The organism is Haliscomenobacter sp. (assembly GCF_033763495.1).
Lineage (GTDB): Bacteria > Bacteroidota > Bacteroidia > Chitinophagales > Saprospiraceae > Haliscomenobacter.
Window position 1 is genome coordinate 17844 of record NZ_JANRKL010000040.1, and the last position, 22086, is coordinate 39929.

Annotated in this window: 16 protein-coding genes; all 16 read right to left on the reverse strand. The window is 46.5% G+C overall.

Features of this window, described 5'->3' with window-relative positions; genetic code table 11:
- Positions 1–11 precede the first annotated feature (11 nt).
- On the reverse strand, positions 12–407 hold the full coding sequence (locus SFV55_RS05095; protein ID WP_320028388.1) for a heavy-metal-associated domain-containing protein: 396 nt from the start codon (positions 405–407) through the stop codon (positions 12–14).
- Between the two features lie 39 nt (positions 408–446).
- Positions 447–1454, reverse strand: a complete 1008-nt coding sequence (locus SFV55_RS05100) for a heavy metal-binding domain-containing protein (protein ID WP_320028389.1) — start codon at positions 1452–1454, stop codon at positions 447–449.
- A 67-nt stretch (positions 1455–1521) separates the two neighbouring features.
- Positions 1522–2547, reverse strand: a complete 1026-nt coding sequence (locus SFV55_RS05105) for a YncE family protein (protein WP_320028390.1) — start codon at positions 2545–2547, stop codon at positions 1522–1524.
- Between the two features lie 52 nt (positions 2548–2599).
- On the reverse strand, positions 2600–3487 hold the full coding sequence (locus SFV55_RS05110) for a DUF2911 domain-containing protein (protein ID WP_320028391.1): 888 nt from the start codon (positions 3485–3487) through the stop codon (positions 2600–2602).
- 145 nt (positions 3488–3632) lie between these two features.
- Entirely contained in the window at positions 3633–4079 is a 447-nt protein-coding gene (locus SFV55_RS05115; RefSeq protein ID WP_320028392.1) for an HYC_CC_PP family protein, read from the reverse strand.
- Positions 4080–4192: 113 nt separating this feature from the next.
- Positions 4193–5428: a hypothetical protein gene (locus SFV55_RS05120; RefSeq protein ID WP_320028393.1), complete on the reverse strand. Its 1236-nt coding sequence runs from the start codon at positions 5426–5428 to the stop codon at positions 4193–4195.
- Positions 5425–5865 carry a ubiquinol-cytochrome c reductase iron-sulfur subunit gene (locus SFV55_RS05125; RefSeq protein ID WP_320028394.1) on the reverse strand — a complete coding sequence of 147 codons (441 nt, stop codon included), beginning with the start codon at positions 5863–5865 and terminating at the stop codon, positions 5425–5427. Before SFV55_RS05125 ends, SFV55_RS05120 begins: the two co-directional genes overlap by 4 nt.
- A gap of 4 nt (positions 5866–5869) precedes the next feature.
- Positions 5870–7072: a di-heme oxidoredictase family protein gene (locus SFV55_RS05130; protein ID WP_320028395.1), complete on the reverse strand. Its 1203-nt coding sequence runs from the start codon at positions 7070–7072 to the stop codon at positions 5870–5872.
- Positions 7073–7164: 92 nt separating this feature from the next.
- A complete protein-coding gene (locus SFV55_RS05135; RefSeq protein ID WP_320028396.1) occupies positions 7165–8349 on the reverse strand; it encodes a TolC family protein in 1185 nt (394 codons plus the stop codon).
- A complete protein-coding gene (locus SFV55_RS05140; protein ID WP_320028397.1) occupies positions 8346–11435 on the reverse strand; it encodes an efflux RND transporter permease subunit in 3090 nt (1029 codons plus the stop codon). The genes SFV55_RS05135 and SFV55_RS05140 overlap by 4 nt, the downstream gene beginning before the upstream one ends.
- A gap of 11 nt (positions 11436–11446) precedes the next feature.
- The gene (locus tag SFV55_RS05145) at positions 11447–12976 is read right to left on the reverse strand and encodes an efflux RND transporter periplasmic adaptor subunit (protein WP_320028398.1); all 1530 of its coding nucleotides are present in this window, start codon (positions 12974–12976) and stop codon (positions 11447–11449) included.
- A 72-nt stretch (positions 12977–13048) separates the two neighbouring features.
- A complete protein-coding gene (locus tag SFV55_RS05150; RefSeq protein ID WP_320028399.1) occupies positions 13049–13453 on the reverse strand; it encodes a hypothetical protein in 405 nt (134 codons plus the stop codon).
- 126 nt (positions 13454–13579) lie between these two features.
- The gene (locus SFV55_RS05155; protein WP_320028400.1) at positions 13580–15601 is read right to left on the reverse strand and encodes a heavy metal translocating P-type ATPase; all 2022 of its coding nucleotides are present in this window, start codon (positions 15599–15601) and stop codon (positions 13580–13582) included.
- A 40-nt stretch (positions 15602–15641) separates the two neighbouring features.
- Positions 15642–16373 carry a ZIP family metal transporter gene (locus SFV55_RS05160; RefSeq protein WP_320028401.1) on the reverse strand — a complete coding sequence of 244 codons (732 nt, stop codon included), beginning with the start codon at positions 16371–16373 and terminating at the stop codon, positions 15642–15644.
- A gap of 72 nt (positions 16374–16445) precedes the next feature.
- Complete coding sequence (locus tag SFV55_RS05165; protein ID WP_320028402.1) at positions 16446–17696, reverse strand: efflux RND transporter periplasmic adaptor subunit; 1251 nt, start codon at positions 17694–17696, stop codon at positions 16446–16448.
- Positions 17697–17707: 11 nt separating this feature from the next.
- Entirely contained in the window at positions 17708–22063 is a 4356-nt protein-coding gene (locus SFV55_RS05170; protein ID WP_320028403.1) for a CusA/CzcA family heavy metal efflux RND transporter, read from the reverse strand.
- Positions 22064–22086: the final 23 nt, after the last annotated feature.

Here is a 22086-nt window from a genome sequence, read left to right on the forward strand (position 1 = left end):
GTACAATCATCTTAATGCTCCTGATCGTTGGCGGTACATGATTTCGTTCCGCCTGCTTCACCCGTGCGGTCATACTGGCAGCAACCGTGCAGTTTCTTGTAGGCTTCATCATCGGCCTTGTAACCTGCATTGTCGTAACCAGCTAAAGCGATGGCTTTTTGGAGGGCCTCCTTCGATGTTTTTTTGCTATCAAAAGCGACACTGATCATATCCGTCTTAACATCCCATACGGCAGTAGAAGCCTGGGCGCCCAAGGCGGCCTTTTCGATGGTCTTTTTGCACATGCCACAATTGCCCAAAACTTTGAATTGGGCGGTTTGCAAATTGTCGTTGCTGGTATTCGCCTGTTGAGCAACAGCAAGCTGTGCAAAACAGAAAGAGAAAAACAGGATGATGGAAATTTTCATGGTTGAATTTTTTAATGATTCTAAATCGTATTGTCGTTTTTAATGACCTGCATGGCCATCGTGTTCAGCATGCGCTGAGCCCTCTTGAACTTTGATTACAAAATCGGCAGTATGGACTTTGCCAGCCGTTTGAAACTGCAACCAACCCCGATAAGTACCCGGTTTTGCAAAAGTGGTGTGTACATCCAGTTTACCATTTTCCACGGCTGGGTGGGTGTGTACATATTCTTTTGAATCCACTTCAATCATCACCAGGTGAGCTTTTTCACCCAAGTAGTTTTCAAAAGTGGCTGGATCAACCGCCTTTCCACCTTGTTTGATGGAAACAGGAATGTGTTGTTGGCTGCCCGAAACGAGGCCAGTACCGGAGTGACCAGCCTCCATAGTCAATGAGTACCCATCTATCGAAGTAGTCATTTTTGCTTGCGGAAAGCTAAGCGCCTTGGTGGGTGCCCCGGCAACATCCACTTCAATTTTGTTGACTTGATTGAGGCCACCAGTGGGTTTAAAATCAGCAAAAGCCCAATACTTGCCGCCGCCCTCAAAGCGGGTTTCATTGTGTCCACGGCCATTGGTAAAATTCTCCCCATTAGCCAGTACTTTGATGTCGTAGCTACCCGAAGTTGAATATTCAGGGTGAATGTGATCAAACCAAGAAAGGTCGTCACTGACTAAGATGAGGTGCATTTTTTTCTCATGCACCAAATCCAGCGGAACAGCAGTACCATCCTTGTCTTTGATCTTGGGGGTAAAAGACATCATGCCCGATTTTCCTGCTTCCAGTTGAGCAGGGCTATTGACGAAATCAGTATAGTATTCCGCCGTATTTTTGCCCACTTCTTCCTTCATCGGTTCCAAATCCATGTTGCATACTGGACAAGAACCTGGTTCAGAATACGTTTTGCCATCTTCACAGTTCATGGGGCAGATGTATTTTACCCCAGCAGCAACAGTTTCTACAGGTGTTTTGGAGGCTGAATTTTGGCAAGCACTGAACAAGCCAAAAGAAAGAGCAAGAACCAAGCTTGCGATGAATCCGTTTTTCATACCATTGATTGTTTAAAGCTTTGTTTTACCGACTGTGCCCAGTCGGAGCTAGATTGACGAATAATGATCAGAGATTGAGGGCAATACCATTGGGCATATCACCCACGGTTATGTCTTTTATCTTGGTATGATCGCTCATTTTGATGATGGACAAGGTGCCAGCGCCTTGGTTGGTGACAAAGGCTTTGGTGCCATCCGCGTTGAAAGCGATGGCGTGTGCATCCGCACCAGTTTTTATTTCACCTTGTTTGGCCCATTTACCAGCCACTAACTTGAAATAAACAACCTTGCCATTATCGGCATCACTCACCCACAATTCTGCGTGGTGATCGCTGTAGGCTACGTAGCCAGGCTTGAAGCCCAAGTCGATAGTAGCAGTAATGGCATTGGTGGCCACATCGATCTCGGATACAGTTTTGCTGGTTTCATTATCGGCATACATTTTGCCATTCTCGGCAGGCCAAGCGCCAACTGGAGCTATACCTACGGGCAAAGTAGCGAGGATCGATTTATCCGCAGCTTTGATGATCGTAATGGTATTGTCGTCGGTATTGGCGGCATAAACCTTGGTGCCATCTACAGAAAATGTGGTTTCAGAAAGTCCTTTGCCAACATTGATGCTGGCCTTCTGTGAAAAATCAGTGGTGTTAAACACCAAAATTTTGCTTTGCGTAGCATCTGCCTGTCCAACCCAAAGCTCTTTGCCATCAGGAGAATAGGCGGCATTGTGGGGCAACTTATCAAGAGCAATGGAGTGATGGATTTCACCAGTTTTTGTATCAAGGATAATTACCTTGTAAGTAGCAGTTTTGGAACCATGCCCACCATGGCCAGCACTTAAATCGGTAGAAGTGATGGCCACAGCGATTTGAGATTTATCGGGGCGGAGGTACACATGGTGAGGAAAAGTAGCACCGTCCAGGCCGAGTGTCCCCGTCTTCAAGTCGGTATTTAAATCAATTACCGCCACGTTATTGGAAGCTCCATTCACAACAAAAGCTGCGGGATAATCAATATTGAGCTGTTCTGATTTTTTGCAAGAAAAAACAGCACTCAACAACAGCAATGTCCCTAAAAAATGCAATAGTTTCATGGTTAATCAATTTTGGTGATTCAAGGAATTTGGCTTGTGTTTTGCACAAGGGTTATGGTTTGGATTTCAGCAGCTGTTGCCACTCGGCAATGCGTTTTTTCAAACTGGCTACTGCGCTAGTACGATTTTGTTTTTCTGCCAAAACAATGGCACGTTTGGCCGCATCGATGGCCAAGCTGTACTGTTTTGTATCCGCAAAAATTTTCTGTGCGAGGTTTGGAATGGCGAAGTTTTCGGCATCCAGTTTTTCGGCTGCTGAGGCCCAAGTAGTCGCTTGCTTCAGATCGCGTCGAGTAGTGTAGTAATAATTAGCAGCCTGGAAGAGCAAGTCAGCGTCTTGCTCCTTGTTTTCCAAAAGTCTTTGGCGAATCTCGGCCATAATTCGCTCATCGGAAGTGGTGGTCAGTGGAATTTTAACCTGGGTATTTTCCCAAATTAGATTCAGAGCAGCACTTCCATCCGCTGCAAAATCATTGATTTCGATGGTAAAAGTCTCGTAGAAACGTTCTGTTTTTTGAGCCTTCACTTTGAAGCGATGTACATCTTTTTGAGCTGTATACCCAAAAGCGCCATGCAAGCTTACATCACTATTGAGGACAACGGTCCATTCTTCGGTGCCTGGAATGGTGAATAAGGCGTATTTACCTGGAGCCATTTTTTTACCCCCAATACCGACCTCTTCTTTTAGTTCAATCGTGGTACAATCGCCCGCTCCGGTGCGCCATAGACTATCAAAAGGAACCAAGCTGCCAAAAACCTTACGCCCTCGGGCAAGGGGACGACCATAAGTAACTTTGATTTCACTTTCCCCAAAATGTTGGGTAAAAGTAGCATCTGGGCTTGCGGTAGGGACTTTAAAGTCTGCCTTTTTAGTTGGTGTTTGGGCATAGCAAGCCCATACAAAAAGCAGTGACAGGCTAGCCATCAATAACTTTTTCATTGCTGAAAAGTTTACAACATCATTAGGCCTTATTGTTTAAAGCAATAGGTGGCTACTGATCTTGTGGATAAAGAAAAATAGAGATGAATAGAAAGCCGGACTGGCTTCGAATTTTGCCAGAACGGCAAAATAGAGCAGGAATGATCTAACAAAGGAAAGACTGTATAAACACCCGAATATCGGTCACCATGGGAGGTGGTTTATACAGGTAGAAGCGAAGTGCTTTTTGACTGGTTGGTGTAATGGTTTTTGCCCATACGATGGAAGGCAAAAAATTGACTGTTATGAAGTCAAAATTGAAATCAAGGGTAACAATCTTCTGGGTAGATCCCTCAGCATTTGATTTGAGGAGTTGAGATTTATCCTCGCAACAAGGTTTTTTAGATAAAGAGGGGTGGTGGTGACCTTTGAGGCTACACGCAGCCTTTTGACAGGAATTTTGTGGAACTTTTTTGGATTTACAACATCCTTTGGGCTGTATAAAAATACTTACAGTTCTGCCATTCATTTGGCACAAGTGCTCGAATACCGTTACCCCGCTGGTGGATAACAGCACATTGAGCGCCAAAATGATGTGCAAAAACTTAAGCATACTCTTTTTTATGAATTCTTCTACAAAGATACTACTTAAATGCTTACATACAGCATTTTATTGCACTTAATTGCCTTACTTAGTTGGTAATGAGTTGTTAAAATTTGGGGTGGCTAAAAATAACTAGCCAAACCAAATTGAAAACCACCCGTCAAAGCGGCGGGATTTCCCAAAATATCTGTCTGGGCGTGGTACTGATAATTCAAGCGCAGCACTGTTTGAGCCGAAGGCCGGAAACTCAGTGCGGGTACAATTACCCAAACATTATCTCCGATTGAGTCGCCCGTTTCTTTAAACGTGCCAATGTTCCAATCCACAAACTCCAGGCGGCAGGCCAAATTTACAACTGCGTTATCAAAGCCAAAAATCTTGCGCTTGACAATAGGTTGAACAATATCGATAAAGCCACCACTTTGTCGATTGCCATACTGTTGGGTAAAGGTTTCAGGCACATCCACAGCCACCCAGGCCCATTCTGCATTGATGAACGTGTTCCACTTATTGATCGTGGTATTAAAATCGACTGCCCAAACCCGCACCGTTCGTTTTTCGTCCAGGATCAACCCATCATCAACAAATTTATTGTAAATGCCCTGCATGGTGGAAAGGCCAATTTCACCAAACTTGCGATTGCGCAAGGCAATTTTCCCTGTAAACAAGGGGCGGCCATTGGAATTTTCCTCAAAGCGGTCAGGATTCAGTTTGGAAGCAGGCAAAAAGGTTTTGTTTTCGGTGTTGTTGATGATCTGCTCATCAAAACCATTGCTCAGGTAAGCCTCATAAGCAAAAATCCAGTTTCGCTTGGCATATTTGCCCCACAAGCCCATGCCCACGTTGCTAAAAGTAGCAGGCAACATTTGGGTAGCAGCAATGGGTCGGTCGTTGAATTCCCATTTGGGGCCATCATGGTTTTGGTTGAAGGCACCAATTGGATTCATCAAAATGCCACCACGCAGGTTGAACATTGGGTTGAATTGCAAATCCAAGGAAGCAAACTCAATGTTGATTGATTTGGTGCCTTCTTCAAATTCAATTTCAGACAAAAACTTAATGCGCCGGTGGATGGAGGAAGACACAAACAAGGTCATGCGTTGCATCTGAAATTGGTAACCCTCGGATACTCCATCAGTTTGCAGGTACTCCACTTTACTTTCCACATAGCCTCCCACTGCAACGGGCGTTTTGCCTACCTGCAAAAAAGGGCGATTGTATACCGCATCGAGGTTGAGCAGACTTTTAGTAGAATCTCCAACATTGATTCTTTTCAAAAAAGTGGTGTCGTTTTGTGCCTGCACAAAAGTTGCACAGCAAAGCCATGCTCCCCAGATTAAGTAGCGTTGTGCTTTCATTTCAACAGGATATAGATATGCTCCTCATCGGTGCTGAGGGGAAAGGATTTTAAATCAGCTTCAGCGGGTCCTTTTTGTAACTTGCCCGTATTGGAATACTCCGAACCATGACAAGGGCATTGCAAGTGGTCACCTTCGGGTGCCACTTCACATTGCTGATGGGCGCATTCCAGATAGGTCGCGGCATATTTGTGGTCATCAAAGCGGTACACACCAATGGGAAGCGGGATTTTTTCAGTTTTCACCAATACCCATTCCCGGATCATGGGTTTTTCCTTTTTGAGGTAAAAAAACTCCGATTTTTTCAACGCAATGCGATTGTCCACAATGCTTCCCATCACTACATAAGCAGAACTACAGCTTTGCATCAATGCGGTGGACAAACTCAAGCCCGCGCAAGTCAGGCAGGATTTTTTGATAAAGTCTCGTCTTTCCATGACCTTACAGGCTTTCTAAAAATTGAATCAATTGTTGTTTTTCGATACTGGAAAGCGCCTGGTATTGATTCTTGCTTTTTTGGGCTTCGCCCCCATGCAGCAAAATGGCTTCTTCAATACTTTTGGCACGTCCATCGTGCAGCAAGAAATATTTGCCACCCTGTGAATTTTTGGACAAACCTAAGCCCCAAAGTGGTGGAGTACGCCACTCAGCAGTGGTGGCAGTGCCTTCCGTGTAGCCATCGTCGAGTGCAGCGCCCATGTCGTGCAGGAGCAAGTCGGTATATGGTTGGAATGTTTTAAAAGACAAGGCGGGGATAGGCGAATAACCCGTTTTGAGTTCGGAGCGATGACAGGCCGCGCACTGGATTTTTTGGAAAAGCAGTTTACCCGTTGAGACAAGTGGGTTGCTCACATTGCGGGGCAGGGGTGTCTTGAGGGTTTGCAAATAAAAGACCACGTCCTGGATGGTCTGATTGGATACTTCAGGGTCGACTTCGTGGCCACTGTACGTATCGTGAGGTTCAAAATTAGAGGTAATGCCCATGTCCTGATTGTAGGCATTAGCGGTTTGCTGTAGAAGATCATATGCTGCGGCCTTTTTGCCAAATCGCCCAATGTACTTTCCATCTCGACTGATGGCATTTGTTCGAGGGCTCAGGTAAACACGCAGGGTGACCCAGTTGGGCGTACCTGAAATTCCGTCGCCATTGGCATCCTCGGGATCAGCAAGGGCCAGTAAATCTTCGTCGCTTACAAAATTTAAGAAGCCCAGGCCAGTATTGGCGGGCGGCGTAAATTTGGCAAAGGTAGCGCCTACAGGAATGTATTCAGGCTGGATGCCAAGCACCGCACGGTGCTGCAATTGCGGCCCCCCCAAGTGCAAAAAGCGATTGCCAGTGTGGTCTACTTGACCAAAGCGGGTAAGCGTGGTAAAGGGTGTTCCTTTGCCATCGCCAGCATGACAAGAGCCACAAGAGGTAGCTACGAAGAGCGGGCCTAGACCAGTTTGGGTAGTAAAAACCTCATCATTGAAGGCAATGTCTCCTTTGAGGAAGCGGGCGTTTTCTGCACCACTTAATCCAGAAATGGGTCCATCGAGCAACTCGTGATCAGCGGGAGCAGGAGGTAGAATTTTTTCACAGGTGCTGAACAAAATGGCGCAGCAAAAGAGGATGGATAAAAGGTAGATGAAGTTTTTTTCCATGACCAAATGGTTTATCTTGGTATAAAGGTAAACCTATTTCGTTTGATTGAAAAATTATTTTAGACCAATCTAAAAACCTCATCCACCTGAAATCACAACTGATACTTAAACAACTGCACCATAAGTCCCTGGTACTCCCATTCCGTCCTCAAAAAATACAGTAAAGCATTTTGATACAAACTCACTTCTAAAAAATACTCAACCGTAGTGATTTCGCCCATGGCCAATGCTTTATCCAACAGTGGAATGCTTTGAATGCCTGACAAAACGGAGGTATACTGCTCCAGCCCAGTTTTTAAAGCAGCTTGTTGATCATACAGTTTTTTGATGGTGTAAAAATGCTCGTTGCGGTGATCCTGTACTTGCAAGTTGGTGAACTGCAACAAGGCTTGCTGCTGCTCTCTTCGGTATTTGTGCTCCCAAAGTGGCAGCGTAAGTCCAGTGTGGATGCCATTAAAACGCTGCCCGAGAATACTCTGGTAATGGTACCCCAATTCAAATTTGGGCAATCGCCAGATTTTACTGAGTTCCACCTGTTTTTCCGCGATGACTTGCTCCTGTTCCAGGGTTTTCAATAGCGGATCAGCAGCTTCATTTTCCTGTTCAATTTGTTCAAAGCTCAAATTGCTCGGCGCAAGCGGATAAATGGTGTCTGTAAAAACGATGGCCAATCCTCCATTTAAGGCCCTGAGGTGGTTTAACAGTCCCTGTTGCGCCGTCTCGTTTTCCTTAATCAACTGACTAAGTTCCAAAAGCTGCAATTTGACCTTATTGACATTGAGGATATTCCCCTCACCTTGATCCAACTTCGTTTGAAAATCACGTCCAATGCGCTCCAGGGCCACTTGACGACGAGACAAATGCGCCCTCAACTTATTCCGATAAACCAGTTCAACACAACTCAATTTGGCTTCCAGCAACACTTGTTGGCGGGTAGCTGCCAATCCAGCAGTTGATTGAGCTGCTTGTGTTTCGGCAAGTTGTCGCCGCTTTTTATAAGTTCCTGGAAAATCAAAAGGCTGTACCGCAAAAAAATCCGTCTGGTTGCCTGCCGTGGCGGGCGAGCCGAGCAGGTACTGACCTTGAACGGTCGGATTAGGCAAGGTCAGCCCGGTTTTGTATTCCAACTTTTTGGCTTCCCAATATTGACGCTGCGAAACCAACGTTTTATTGTTTTTTTCGATGGAAGCCAAAACGTTTTTAATGTTGTTTTGCCCTTGGCTACTCACAACCAGAAGCAAGATCAACAGTTGGATTAATATGCTTATGCGGCTCATTGTACTTCCTTTTTGGTATGGATGAGAAAATAGACCACGGGCACAATGAACACATTGAGCAAGGTAGAAGTGAGCAAACCACCCAGAATCACTTTGGCCATGGGGCTTTGGATTTCATTGCCGGGCAAGTCACCCGCAATAGCCAGCGGAATCAGGGCAAGCCCAGCGGTGAGCGCGGTCATCAAAATGGGACTCAATCGGTCAATCGACCCGCTGATCACGGTTTCATAAAGTGGTCTGCCTTCATTTTGCAGCGTTTGGTAACGCGATACCAGCAAGATACCGTTGCGGGTGGCTACACCAAACAAGGTGATGAACCCAATGATCGCTGGAATGCTCAAAATCCCGGAGGTGACCCAAATGCTGAATACCCCGCCAATCAAGGCCAGTGGCAAATTCAACAGGATGATGGAAGCCATTTTTAGGTCTTTGAATTCCTGAAACAGCAAAAGGAAAATCACCAAAAGGGAAAGTAGTGAAGCGAACATCAAGGTTTTGGAGGCTTCGGCTTCAGCTTCGAACTGACCGCCATACTCAATGCGGTACCCTTCGGGCAACTGAATACTTTCGACCACTACTTTTTGAATTTCTTCAACGGCACTCTTTTGATCCCGACCAACTACATTCACCGATACCACTGTTTTGCGTTGTACATTTTCCCGGTTGATGGTGTTTGGGCCAGCAGTACTGACAATTTCAGCAACGGAGTGCAAAGGGATTTTTTGTCCATCTGCGCCATCAATCAGGGTATTGCGAATGTTCTCGATGGTGCCCCGATTGGCATCGTCAAAGCGCAGCATTAAGTCAAAACTTTTGCTGCCTTCATAAATTTCAGCTACTTTTTCCCCTGCAAAAGCCACATCTACAAATTCATTAAAAGCGCCAATTGAGATGCCGTAATGGCTGAGTAAATCCCGTTTTGCTTTAATTTGTATTTGTGGAATTTCAATTTGCTGCTCCACACTCAAATCTACCAAGCCGTCGATAGCGGAAATCGCGGTTTTGATTTCATTGGACAAGGAAAACAGTTTTGCCAAATCTGCGCCAAAAATTTTGATGGCAATGTTGGCGCGTGTACCGGAAAGCATGTGGTCGATGCGGTGACCAATCGGTTGCCCAATGGTGATGTTTGCCCCCGAAACATTGGCCAATTTAGCCCGCACTTCTTCCATGAATTCAGCGCGTGTCCGGTCTTTGAGCACAAATGGTGCGTCTATTTCGGCAGCGTTCACCCCTTGGGCATGTTCGTCCAGTTCAGCTCTGCCTGTACGCCGGGTGGTGGTTTGGATTTCAGGGATACTAAGCAGCTCTGCTTCTACCCTATTCCCAATTTTGTTGCTCTCCGCCAAAGAAATGCCGGGTAAACTGACCGCAGAAATAACCAGCGAACCTTCATTGAATTCCGGTAAAAAGCTACGACCCAACCCGGAAAGCAGATAAATCGCTACGCCAAGCAATACCAAGGCTAAGGCAATGACTGCGAATTTGGCCCGCATGGCTGCTTTCAACACTACAGCATACCCGTTTTGTAAGTGCCGTACCAACCAACTTTCGCCATGCTGTCGTTGCAACATTTTTTCGTTCGACAAGAGGTAAGTTGCCAGCACTGGCGTAAGGGTTATCGACACAATGAGCGAGGCAAACAAGGACACAATGAAGGCGATGCCCAGCGGGGCCAGTAGTTTACCTTCCATACCCGACAAAAAAAACAGTGGCACAAAAGCCACAATGATGATGAAGGTAGCATTGATGATGCTGGTTCGAATTTCTACTGAGGCATCAAAAACGACGGGGAGGATTCCTCTTCGTTCAGCGGGTTCCAACGCAGCATTCTGTTTTAAACGTTTGAATACATTTTCAACATCAATAATGGCATCGTCCACTAAGGCGCCAATGGCAATGGCCATACCTCCGAGGCTCATGGTGTTGATCGTAAAACCCAGGTAGCGCAAGGTCAAAATGGCTACAATCAGTGAAATGGGGATGGCCAGCAAGGAAATGAGCGTGGCGCGCCAGTTCATCAAAAACAAGAGGAGGATAATCACCACAAAAACACTGCCTTCCAAGAGGGTTTTTTGAATGTTGCTGATGGAAGCTTTGATGAAATCCGCTTGCCTGAAAATACGGGTATTGATGTGAACATCGGAAGGCAGGGTTTTTGATAAATCGGCAACAGCCTGGTCGATGGTTTCCGTCAAAGCCAGGGTATTGGTAGCAGGTTGCTTCATCACGGTAAGGATCACCGCAGGTTTTCCGCGCAGAGCGCCATCTCCGATTTTGGGTGAAGCACCAATTTGAAGTTTAGCTACATCCTCAATTTTCACCGTTCCCTGTGCTGTAGTTTTGATGACCGATTTTCCGAGTTCAGCCAAATCGCTGGTTCTACCCATGCCGCGCACGATGTACTCATTGCTGTATTCATTCAAAAAACCACCCGATGAATTGCCATTGGCTTCCTGGCAGGCTTTTAAAAGCTCATTGAAGGATACTCCGAAGTAGTTCATCTTTTGGGGAGAAGCCAGGATTTGGTACTGCTTGTACTCGCCACCAATGACGATTACCTGCGCCACACCGCCAGTAGCCAGTAAGCGCGGGCGCAGCGACCAGTCGGCAATAGTGCGCAAATCCATTTGGGAAGTGCTGTCGGCAGTTAGGCTGATCAGCATGATTTCGCCCATGATGCTCGCTTGCGGGGCCATCGTTGGCGTGCCAACACCAACCGGGAGCCGTTCGCTGATGGCAACTATCTTTTCATTGACAATCTGCCGGGCTTTAAAAATATCGGTATTCCATTCAAATTCTATCCATACAATTGAAATACCCGCTGAGGAGGAAGAGCGAACCCGGCGTACATTGGTAGCGCCATTGACTGCCGTTTCCAGGGGGAAAGTAACCAGTTTTTCGACCTCTTCGGGGGCCATACCGTGTGCTTCGGTGAGTACCACCACCGTTGGTGCCGTGAGGTCAGGAAATACATCTACTTCCATCCGCGAGGCCACATAGGAACCGAACCCGATGAGCAAAACCGAGGCCACAACGACCAACAAGCGGTTGTGCAGCGCAAAATCAATTATTTTATTCAGCATGATTCGGGGTTTTAGTGTTCGTGTCCATGGGCAGGCAGGGTCCCTGACGCGGTTGACAATTTAATTTGATACCCCCCTTTGGTCACTACACGTTCACCTTCGGCAATGCCAGAAAGAATCTGTACCCGGAGTCCATCCGCGGCACTAATTTTTACTTCCCGTTTCTGGAAACTTTCGCCTGCGGTTTGTACGTACACGTAAAAAACACCTTGTTCTTCGAGCAATGCGGTCACTGGCACCACCAAAGCGGGTTGGGAAGCTGCTTGCAAAAACACTTCCACTACGGAGCCGGGAATGAAATTACCAACATTGTCTATTTCGAAGGTAAAGGGTACGAAGGGAGAATTGGCCGCCGCAGTTTTACCAAAGGACAAGACCTTGCCATTCAATTGCCGGGTATTAAAAACCTGGTCGCCATCGGTAGTTTTAAAATTGGCTGCCGTGATCGCCGCAAGTTTTGGGAAGTAGCGTTGCGACACATCGGCCCGCAAGAGCAATTTTTTGTTTTTGGAAACGGTGGCCAGAGGTTGCCCGGCGTTTACAAATTGCCCGTTTTCCACCAGGATGTTTTTCAAAAAACCACCCATTGGTGCGGTGATCCTTTGTCGGTTTTGGTTGAAATTTCTGGAAACGGATACGGACTTGAGTTGTGTCTGAGCATTTTCATAGCGCAATTGTGCCTCCAAAAATTCCCGTTCGGAAATGATTTTGTCTTTGATCAATTCACCGGAGCGTTCAAAGTTCTTTTTGGCTGTAGCCAAATCCGTCTCCGCTTTGGTCACTTCTGCCCCCAGGTTGCTTTGCACCACCTCGTTGCTTTTTACCATAAAAAGTGACATACCAGCAGGAATGGCGCTGCCAGGGGCAAAGTTTTTCCCAATAAATGAAATAACCCCACTGATCTGTGTGGTTATTACGGCTTCGTCGCCAGGAGCAGCTAGAATTTGTCCTCCCGTTCGAATCACTTCGCTGAAAGGTTCTATTTGAGCGGGAGCGTTGGCAAATTCCACTTTCCAGGCCTGTTCTTTCAGGTAAGTGATATCACTACCGCCGCCAGATGCTGCGGGTTGTTGGGCGATCGCGGTTTTTTCATCGGGGTAAACTTTTACGTTTTCGATGATGATCTGATCCGTATAAGTGGGGGTCTGGATGTCAAAAACCAACTGGTAGTCTCCAGCTTTTTCAGGCGTTATACGCAAGCGAAAAATGCCAGGCACTTCTGGTGCCGTGGCCGTGATGGACTGGCTGGTGCCCTGGCCTACCAGTGAAAGTTTGATGGTGCCTTTGCCAATGGCTTTGAACAAATCCCCAAGCGCGGTGAAGTGTGCTGCAAAGCGACTTTCGGTTCCCACCACCAAGGGTTTGAATTCCACAAAAAGTTCGGTTTTGTTGGTGTATAGGGTATACGCCAAGGCTTCGAGTTCAGCAAGGTGATTGCCTGCTGCATCGTGAGCATGATCAGCTTCCGCCACGGGCGAATTGCTGTTGCAGGCCACCAATAGATAGCACAACGCTGCCAAAAGCAGCAATGACTTTTTCATTAGGTTACAATTGAAATTAAGAGAAAAATGGCATGATGTAGCCGCAGCGATCGTGCGGTTCAGATGGGCGAATTAAGCTTTGGGTGGCTGCCAAATGTCTCCAGTGATTTGGTGAGCATACCATTTTGGTGCCGAAAAATTCAGCGCTTTTATGACCCTCTGTACGGGGAAAAAAGCCAGTTTTTCCATCGATTGAGGCAAGACAAAAATAGGCTGAGCGGCAAAATGAGAAAAATCTTCCTGATGGTGGTGATGGAAAGGTAAGTTTTCGTGGTCTTCGTGCTCAGCTTGGTGGTGCTTGTGCCCGGCGTAGTGATCGGCTAAAAAATCAAAGATATTGTGCTCGTTTTTTTCATGAGCATGGTGGTAATAGTGGACAAACAAATTGCCGAGTTTGCAAATTGAAATAACATAGTCCTTGGGCAGGTTGACTGCCAGCAGATTAAAGACCAGATAAATCAATAGGCATTTTTTCATGTACACACAAAATTCAAGCTTAAAGATATGAACTTAGAACTAAAGCTGTTTAAAATGAAGATGAAAGTTTAGGCAGGAGTGCTTGCTGGATGCCAAACACACTCCTGTCTAAATTTCAACAACTTTTCAAAACTTCATCCTTTGTATCCGCACTGCATTCAAAATGGCCAGAAGTGCCACCCCTACATCGGCAAACACTGCTTCCCACATGGTGGCCAGTCCTCCAGCACCGAGTAACAATACTACAGCCTTGACCACAAAAGCCAGGGTGATGTTTTGCCAAACGATTTGCCGCGTGGTTTTCCCGATCCGAATGGCCATCGGGATTTTGGAAGGCTTATCGTCTTGAATCACAATGTCGGCAGTTTCAATGGTGGCATCGCTACCCAGGCCACCCATGGCGATGCCCGCATCACTCAACGCTACAACAGGGGCATCGTTCACACCGTCACCCACAAAGGCTACGGTTTCATTGCGGGCTTTAATTTCCTTGACTTTATTTACTTTGTCTTCGGGCAAAAGGTCGCCAAAGGCCGTGTCAATGTTTAATTTTTCTGCTACGTATTTGACCACTGAAGTTTTATCGCCACTCAGCATCGTCAGCTTTACCCCCAATTGGTGAAGTTTATCGATTGCGGTCTGGGCATCTTCCTTGATTTGATCGGCAATGGTGAGGTAGCCCACAAATTGCTTGTCCAACGCAATGGCAATGACCGTATAGACGACCTGTGCGGGATCAAGGTCATAAGCAACGCCATATTTGTCCATTAGTTTAAAATTACCAACCAATGCCTCTTTGCCGTTTAAGTTGGCACGCAGGCCATGCCCGGCTATTTCTTCTATTTCAGTGAATGTCAATGCATGATCTACTTCACCCACGTATTGACTAATGGCTGTTGCGACCGGGTGGGTACTCTTGCTTTCCAGCGCATTGACCCATTTTAGCGTTTCAGCTTGATCAAATCCGGGCTTTATGTTGACTTCCTGTACCTTGAATACCCCTTCTGTTAGGGTGCCTGTTTTGTCCATCACCACGTTTTTGACCGAGGCCATGATGTCCAAAAAATTGCTGCCTTTGAACAGAATGCCATTGCGGGAAGCTGCACCGATACCCCCGAAATACCCCAGGGGAATCGAAATGACCAGGGCACAAGGACAAGATATGACCAAAAAAATCAGCGCCCGGTAAAGCCAATCTCGAAAGTTGTAATCTGCTACAATAAGATAAGGAACCAGACAAATCAAGGCCGCCAGCAACACCACAGCAGGAGTATAGTACTTCGCAAACTTGCGAATAAACAATTCCGTGGGTGCTTTTTGTGCAGTCGCATTTTGCACCAAATCCAGGATTTTGGAGAGTTTGCTGTCAGTATAAGCTACCGTCACTTTCACCTGAGACACCGTGTTGAGGTTGATCATGCCCGCCAATACCGTTTCTCCTTTTGCTTTGGTGTCGGGTTTGCTTTCCCCGGTTAAGGCCGCAGTATTGAAAGATGCAGTATCCGAAAGTAACGCACCATCCAAAGCCAGTTTTTCGCCGGGTTTGAGCTGGATGATTGCTCCGATCTCCACTTTTTCGGCTTTCATGGTTTTGGGCTGCCCATCTTCCAGGATGTTCACTTCATCGGGGCGTTGGTCGAGCAGGGCTTTGATGTTGCTTTTGGCTCGTCTGACGGCCAGGGTTTGGAAGATTTCACCTACGGCGTAAAAAAGCATGACGGCCACTCCTTCTGGGTATTCCCCAATGGCAAAAGCACCAATGGTGGCAATGCTCATCAGCAGGAATTCGGTGAAAAATTCGGCTTTGCCCATTGCTTTTAGTGCATCTTTCAGTACAGGAAATCCCACGGGTAGGTAGGCTAGGATGTACCAAATCAAGCGAATGTTGCCCATAAAAAGGGCTGGTTTGGGAATCCAGTCAGCGTCAAAAGCAATGGCAAGCATGAGTAGTATGAAGGAAATTAAAGCAGGGAGGAATAGCTGGAAATCGCTATGTCCTTTTGTATGGTCATGATCATGACCATCGTGGTCATCATGTACTTCTTGCGGTGAAGTATTTTGATTGATCTTTTCTTCCAAAGTACAACAAAGCTGTTTGCCATTTTTGTCATAGCGATGCACATGGTTTGTCGTTTTGTTGTTTTCCATTGTTTTATTTTTTGTGTATTAAAGTGCCCACAGTGATCCGCTAGGCAATCATACCAATAATCAGAAACAGTAAAAATCCTGCAAAAAAGCAAGTAGTTTGAAACAAGGTTTCTTGTTCCTCATGCGCTTCAGTGAGTAGCTCTTCGATCACTAAAAACAATAATGCAGCTAGCCCAAAGGACAACACCATTTCAAGCATTTCGGTGGAAAGGTTGGAAAGCAAAGAAATTCCAATCAAAGCACCGACACAAAAAGTTAGTCCCAGTACTGCCAAAAGCCCAATATTCTGCCTGGTTGACATCCCTTTTTTCTTAAAAGTAAGGCTGAGTGCCAGCCCCAATGCAAATACCTCGAATGCCAAGGCTACCGACAACAATATCCCTTCTTTATCTCCAGCAGCAAAGCCTACTCCAAGCAATAAGCCATCCACTAATAAATCGATGGCCATGGTCACAAGCAATCCTATAGGTAGTGTACTTTCTGAAGCAAGGTTCTTGTCTTTTTTAGCAAGCTGCTCTGCATAATATTTCACCAAAAGCATAGTAGCAACACCCAAGGAAAAACCAATTGCTACTTCAATGGGGGAGTGCTTTTCTAAGATATCGGGCAATAACTCTACAGCAACTACCGAAAAAACCACACCAGCGGCAAAATGTAAAATAGAACTATTGAACGCTCCACTAGGCTTTTTTAACACCCCAACAATCCCACCAAGGATAATGGATACAAAAGGGATTAGGGCATAAATAGAAACTTCAAAAAGTGATTTCATTTTTGGAAGTTTTTAAACTGAGCCTAAACTTATGCTTAGGCTCAGTTTAATGAATGCAATCTGTGGCTGGGATCAATGCTCGTGACCACCACCACCTTCAGATTTGGTCAAATGGGATTGTAGGTAATAAGCTCCTTTGGTCACAATGTTTTGCTTGGTTTCCAGAGGCTGTAATACACTGATCTTCGCATACCCCAATTGAGTGGTACTGGACTTTACCTCAATCCGTTGAAAATGGTATTCATCCTGGTCTTTTTCCTCCAAAACAAAAATGAACTCCCGTCCATCTGCTTTGATGATCGCATCGATGGGGAGTGCATCTACCGCGTCGCTGCCCACATCTATTAGAGCATTGACGTACATGCCGGGAATGAGCATTTGTTTTTCGTTGATGATATCTGCGTGGACGGCAACCGATTTGGTTTCATTTTCAAAAGATTTGCCCACACTAAAAATCTTGCCTTTGATTTCCTGATTGTTTTGATTGGTTAACACAAAACGTACCGTTTGGCCCGGTTTCACTTTGAACAAATCCTTTTCGTATACCAACAAGTCGAGGTGCATTTGGGAGTTGTCCACAATGCTGAACAGCGCTTTAGCCACATCGACAGCTGCGCCAATGGTCACGTTTACTTCGGTGATGTGGCCACTGATGGGGGCAGTGATGTTGATGATAGGGGAGGTGGAATTGCCACCGATTTGGATGTTTTGGCTTAAAATACTGATTTGCGCTTCTAAGGCTTTGATTTTGCCCTCCTCGGCGTTTAGTTCAGCGCTCACTTTTTGAAATACTTTTTTGGCGTTTACATTTTCATCGCTCAATTCTTTTTGGCGGGTGAATTCTAACTTTAAGTATTCCAGGTTGGTTTGTGAAGCACTCAGCTGCTCCATCAGTTTTGCCCGCTCCAGGCGCAAATTGTTGTACGCCATACTTTGCATGGTGGCCAAAACTTGCCCTGCCTTGACATACTGCCCTTCAATAACTTTAATGGTTTTGATGGTACCAGGCAGGGGTACGCTCACCTGGGCCTGGTTTTGGGGCGGCAATTTTGTGTAGCCATTGGCGTTGATCACATCGCTGAGGTTCTTTTTTTCAAAGCCACCTAATTCTACCCCTGCGGCCTGGTACTGGGCCTGATTGAGGTGGACTTCTTTGACCATTGGGTTCTCGGCATGTCCTTCCTCATCGTGTGCTTCCGTTGCTTCATGGTCGTGCCCATCCCCTTCAGCATGTACAGCTGCAGGGCGGAAGGCAAAATACAAGGATAAACCAAGGATTGCGGCCAAAGCCAGGCCGCCATATATTTTGAGTTGTTTGTTCATTGCTTTAAAATTTATTGGTTGATGAGGAATTGGATGGAAATCACGGCTTGGTTGGCATTGTTGATGGCCTCCAGGTAAGCCTTTTGAATATCCAGGTTGGTTTGTAAAGCCTGTGCGTACTCAACATAACCGATATCACCACTTTGGTAGCCACGGGTGGCATTGCTGACGATGGATCGGGCATTGGGCAGAGCGGAATTGCGGTAATACGCGATGTTGCTTTGCCAAAAGGTATACTCCCCCACATACGCACGGAGTTGACTGTACAATTGGGCTTGCAGGTACTCGCGATTTTTCTGCTGTGCCTGCACTTGCCAATTGGCCGCTTCATTTCTGGCCTTGTAAACTTTGCCTCCAAACAGCGGCAAACTGATGCCCAATTGTATACCTTGAAAACGGGGAACTCCATTGTAATTCACTACCTCGCCGTCCCTTTCCTGCGGACCACCCAGGGATTGAATGAAGTAGCCGAGGGTGAAATCGGGTAGTGCCTCGGTTTTGATTACCTTTTTTTCGGCCTCCAGTACTGCAATTTGTTGTTGGGCAAACAACAACAAAGGATTGCGGCTCAGCAAACTGGTGTCCGCTGCTTCGTTAAAAGTCAGCGCAGTAAAGCTGGTCTCAGTGGGTGTAAAATCCGTGGTGGTGTTCATCCATTGTTGCAAGCGGAGTTTTTCGGTGGCCAGCAAAACCTCGGTTTGTTGAATGCTTTGCAGCAACTGCTGTTGTTTGGTCTCCGCCGTGGTTTTTTCCAATACATTACTTTCGCCCGTTTTCAATTTCAGCGATGCGCCGCGTACAAACTCCTGAAGCAAACTATCCTCTTGCAGCAGTACCTTTTTCAGTGCTTGAAAATACAGCACTTGATACCAGGTTTGCCGAATTTGGTAGCTCAGTTCCTGCTTGCTGATGTTCAGTTGGCTTTGGCTGACGCCTACTTTTTGGATGGCCAAACTTCGCCGAGCTTTAACCAGAGCAGGATTGGGGATGTCCTGCGCAATGGAGATGTTTTCGTCAAAACGATAACTGTTCGTTTGCCCCAACAAAGCATTAATGTTGGTTTTGGGCAACACTGTCGCAGCCCCTTGTAGCGCTTGTTGCGATTGTAGCTCATAAGCATTGGCTTGCAGCAGTTGATTGTTTTGGTAAGCCATTTCCAGGGCTTGAGGAAGCGAGATTGTTGACACTTGCGCATTCAAAGGACTGGAAAGCCCAAAAAACAACAAAAGCAGAACGGAAACGGAAGCCACTTTTTTTATCCTGCCTTTTAGTTTTTCTTCAAAAACGTAGTACAGGATGGGCAGCACAATGAGCGTGAGTAAAGTGGCCGTAATCAAGCCACCAATCACCACTGTGGCGAGGGGTTTTTGTACCTCTGCGCCAGCACCATTGCTCATCGCCATCGGTAAAAAACCCAGCGAGGCTACCGCAGCTGTCATGATGACTGGCCGTAAACGGACTTTAGTGCCTTCTCTAATCCGTTCCAGCACATCGCTCATGCCCTCGGATTTGAGTTGATTAAAATAACCGATGAGCACAATGCCATTCAACACTGCTACTCCAAATAAGGCAATAAAACCAACACCAGCCGAAATACTGAAGGGCATTCCCCGCAGCCAGAGCGCAAATACCCCTCCGATGGCCGATAAGGGGATAGCCGTAAAAATGAGCAGAGACTGTTTAATGCTACCAAAAGTAAAGTACAGCAGTACAAAAATGAGTGCCAAAGCTCCGGGTACAGCCACAGCGAGACGTTTATTGGCTTCGACCAGGTTTTCGAACTGCCCCCCGTAGGTCACATAATACCCGGCAGGCAAATCCATTTTTTGCTCCAGAATAGCTTGAATATCGTTGACGACACTTTTTACATCCCGGTTGCGTACATTGAAGCCAATCACGATACGTCGTTTGCCCTCTTCGCGGCTGACCTGGATGGGGCCAGGTTCAAAATCAATATCTGCTACCTGTTCCAGTGGAATTTGGCTACCCGAAGGCAGTGATACGTAAAGGGTTTTGAGGTCAGTGATGTCTTGTCGCTGGCTTTTGTCCAGGCGCACCACCAAGTCGTAGCGCTTTTCACCTTCGTACACCACTCCGGCTTTTTCACCCGCGAATCCTGTACGCACTACCTGGTTGAGGTCGCCCACATTTAAACCGTATAGTGCTAGTTTATCTTTGTTGTAGCGGACGGTAATTTGGGGCAAGCCCGCTACAGCCTCGGCGCGGGCATCCTCTACTCCAGCTACACTTTGGATCATCGGCAGGGCTTGTTCGGCCAGGGAAGCCAAAAGGCCAATGTCTTCTCCAAAGATTTTGACGGCTACATCGCTGCGCACTCCGGTCATCAATTCATTAAAACGCATTTGGATCGGTTGCGTAAACTCAGTAGTCACCCCGGGGATGTTATCCAGGGTTTCTTCCATTTTTTCCATCATTTCCTCTTTGGTGCTGGCAGAAGTCCATTCTGATTTGTCCTTCATCACGACCATGGCATCAGCGGCCTCCATCGGCATCGGGTCGGTTGGAATCTCGGCACTGCCAATTTTGGAAACAATTTCTATTATTTCAGGAAATTTGGCTTTGAGCATTTGTTCGGCCTTGGTGGTTGCTTCGATTTCCTGAGAAAGGGAACTACCTGGCGGAATAATGATGTGAGTAGCAATGTCGCCTTCTTCCAAGGTGGGGATGAACTCACCTCCCAAGCGACTGAAGATGAGCATTGCAATGATAAAAAATGCAAAAGCCAATCCTACCACTAACACCTTCATTTTCAAAGCCCCTTCCAACAGTGGGCCATATACACGGTAACAAAAAGCAATGATGCGGTCGGATAAATTGAGCTTATGCCCAGTGTTTTTGCTCAAAAATAAGGCACTCATCATGGGTACATAGGTCAAAGACAAAATGAAAGCGCCCAATATGGCAAAAGAAACCGTTTGGGCCATGGGTTTAAACATCTTGCCTTCAATGCCAATGAGTGCCAGAATAGGCAGGTAAACAATCAGGATGATGATTTCGCCAAAAGCAGCACTGCTTCTGATTTTAGAAGAAGCCTGGTACACTTCGTTGTCCATTTCAGCAGCGCTGAGTTTGCCTTTGTTGCCGATTTGCAAACGGTGGACTATTGCTTCCACAATGATCACCGCTCCATCCACAATCAACCCAAAATCGATGGCTCCCAGACTCATCAGGTTGCCGCTCACCCCAAAAATATTCATCATGGTGACGGCAAAGAGCAAAGCCAGGGGAATCACGGAGGCAACCACCAGGCCAGCGCGGAAGTTACCAATCAAGAGCACCAAAATGAATACCACGATTAAAGCCCCTTCGAGGAGGTTTTTTTCGACGGTACCAATGGCATTATCCACTAGTTTGGTGCGGTCCAGAAATGGTTCCACCTCCACCCCATTGGGCAGAGATTTGCGGATTTGTTCCATTTTTTCTTTGACCAATCCAACTACCTCAGCACTATTCGCGCCTTTGAGCATCATCACCATGCCGCTGACCACTTCGCCTTTTCCATCTTTGGTGGTAGCTCCGTAACGCACGGCACTACCGTACTGTACACTGGCCACATCACGTACCAGAATGGGAATGCCGTTTTGGTTCTTGATGACAATTTTTTGGATGTCTTCCAAGGAATTGATCATCCCTACGCCCCGAATAAAGTAGGCATTGGGTTTTTTATCGATGTACGCTCCACCCGTGTTTTCGTTGTTGCGCCGCAGGGCATCAAAAATTTCCACCATGGTGGTGTTCATGCTGCGCAGCTTATCCGGTTGTACAGCTATCGCGTATTGTTTGAGCATACCGCCCAGGGTGTTTACCTCTGCTACGCCTTTGGTGCCGATCAGCTGGGGTTTGATGATCCAATCCTGGATGCTGCGCAATTCCATGGCATCGTACTTGCGCTCAAAGCCTTTTTTGGGAAAAACCACGTACTGATAAATCTCCCCCAACCCTGTGCTGATCGGGGCCATTTCGGGAATACCCAAGCCGGTGGGAATATTGTCCTCCGCTTCTTTGAGGCGTTCGGATATTTGAGCTCTTGCCCAATAGATGTCGACCTCCTCTTCAAATACAACCGTCACTACACTCAAACCAAAGCGACTGATGGAACGCAACTCCAACACTTTGGGAATAGGCTTTACCGATTGTTCGATGGGGTAGGTGATGAATTGCTCTACTTCCTGCGCAGCCAAGGTGGGCGAGGAAGTGATGATTTGCACCTGATTATTGGTGATGTCAGGCAGGGCGTCGATGGGCAATCGGGATAAGGAATAAATCCCGACTAGTACCAATGCCAGGGTGAATAAGCCAATGATGAACTTATTCTTGATGGAAAAAAGAATGATCTTATCCAGCATGATGTTTTCAAATAAAAGCATAA

What these genes read in the sequence shown, in the direction of transcription:
- SFV55_RS05150 (WP_320028399.1), bottom strand. Translation starts at nt 13,453, where the DNA reads ATGAAAAAATGCCTATTGATTTATCTGGTCTTTAATCTGCTGGCAGTC.
- SFV55_RS05155 (WP_320028400.1), bottom strand. Translation starts at nt 15,601, where the DNA reads ATGGAAAACAACAAAACGACAAACCATGTGCATCGCTATGACAAAAAT.
- SFV55_RS05165 (WP_320028402.1), bottom strand. Translation starts at nt 17,696, where the DNA reads ATGAACAAACAACTCAAAATATATGGCGGCCTGGCTTTGGCCGCAATC.
- SFV55_RS05105 (WP_320028390.1), bottom strand. Translation starts at nt 2,547, where the DNA reads ATGAAACTATTGCATTTTTTAGGGACATTGCTGTTGTTGAGTGCTGTT.
- SFV55_RS05160 (WP_320028401.1), bottom strand. Translation starts at nt 16,373, where the DNA reads ATGAAATCACTTTTTGAAGTTTCTATTTATGCCCTAATCCCTTTTGTA.
- SFV55_RS05120 (WP_320028393.1), bottom strand. Translation starts at nt 5,428, where the DNA reads ATGAAAGCACAACGCTACTTAATCTGGGGAGCATGGCTTTGCTGTGCA.
- SFV55_RS05135 (WP_320028396.1), bottom strand. Translation starts at nt 8,349, where the DNA reads ATGAGCCGCATAAGCATATTAATCCAACTGTTGATCTTGCTTCTGGTT.
- SFV55_RS05125 (WP_320028394.1), bottom strand. Translation starts at nt 5,865, where the DNA reads ATGGAAAGACGAGACTTTATCAAAAAATCCTGCCTGACTTGCGCGGGC.
- SFV55_RS05130 (WP_320028395.1), bottom strand. Translation starts at nt 7,072, where the DNA reads ATGGAAAAAAACTTCATCTACCTTTTATCCATCCTCTTTTGCTGCGCC.
- SFV55_RS05110 (WP_320028391.1), bottom strand. Translation starts at nt 3,487, where the DNA reads ATGAAAAAGTTATTGATGGCTAGCCTGTCACTGCTTTTTGTATGGGCT.
- SFV55_RS05140 (WP_320028397.1), bottom strand. Translation starts at nt 11,435, where the DNA reads ATGCTGAATAAAATAATTGATTTTGCGCTGCACAACCGCTTGTTGGTC.
- SFV55_RS05095 (WP_320028388.1), bottom strand. Translation starts at nt 407, where the DNA reads ATGAAAATTTCCATCATCCTGTTTTTCTCTTTCTGTTTTGCACAGCTT.
- SFV55_RS05170 (WP_320028403.1), bottom strand. Translation starts at nt 22,063, where the DNA reads ATGCTGGATAAGATCATTCTTTTTTCCATCAAGAATAAGTTCATCATT.
- SFV55_RS05100 (WP_320028389.1), bottom strand. Translation starts at nt 1,454, where the DNA reads ATGAAAAACGGATTCATCGCAAGCTTGGTTCTTGCTCTTTCTTTTGGC.
- SFV55_RS05115 (WP_320028392.1), bottom strand. Translation starts at nt 4,079, where the DNA reads ATGCTTAAGTTTTTGCACATCATTTTGGCGCTCAATGTGCTGTTATCC.
- SFV55_RS05145 (WP_320028398.1), bottom strand. Translation starts at nt 12,976, where the DNA reads ATGAAAAAGTCATTGCTGCTTTTGGCAGCGTTGTGCTATCTATTGGTG.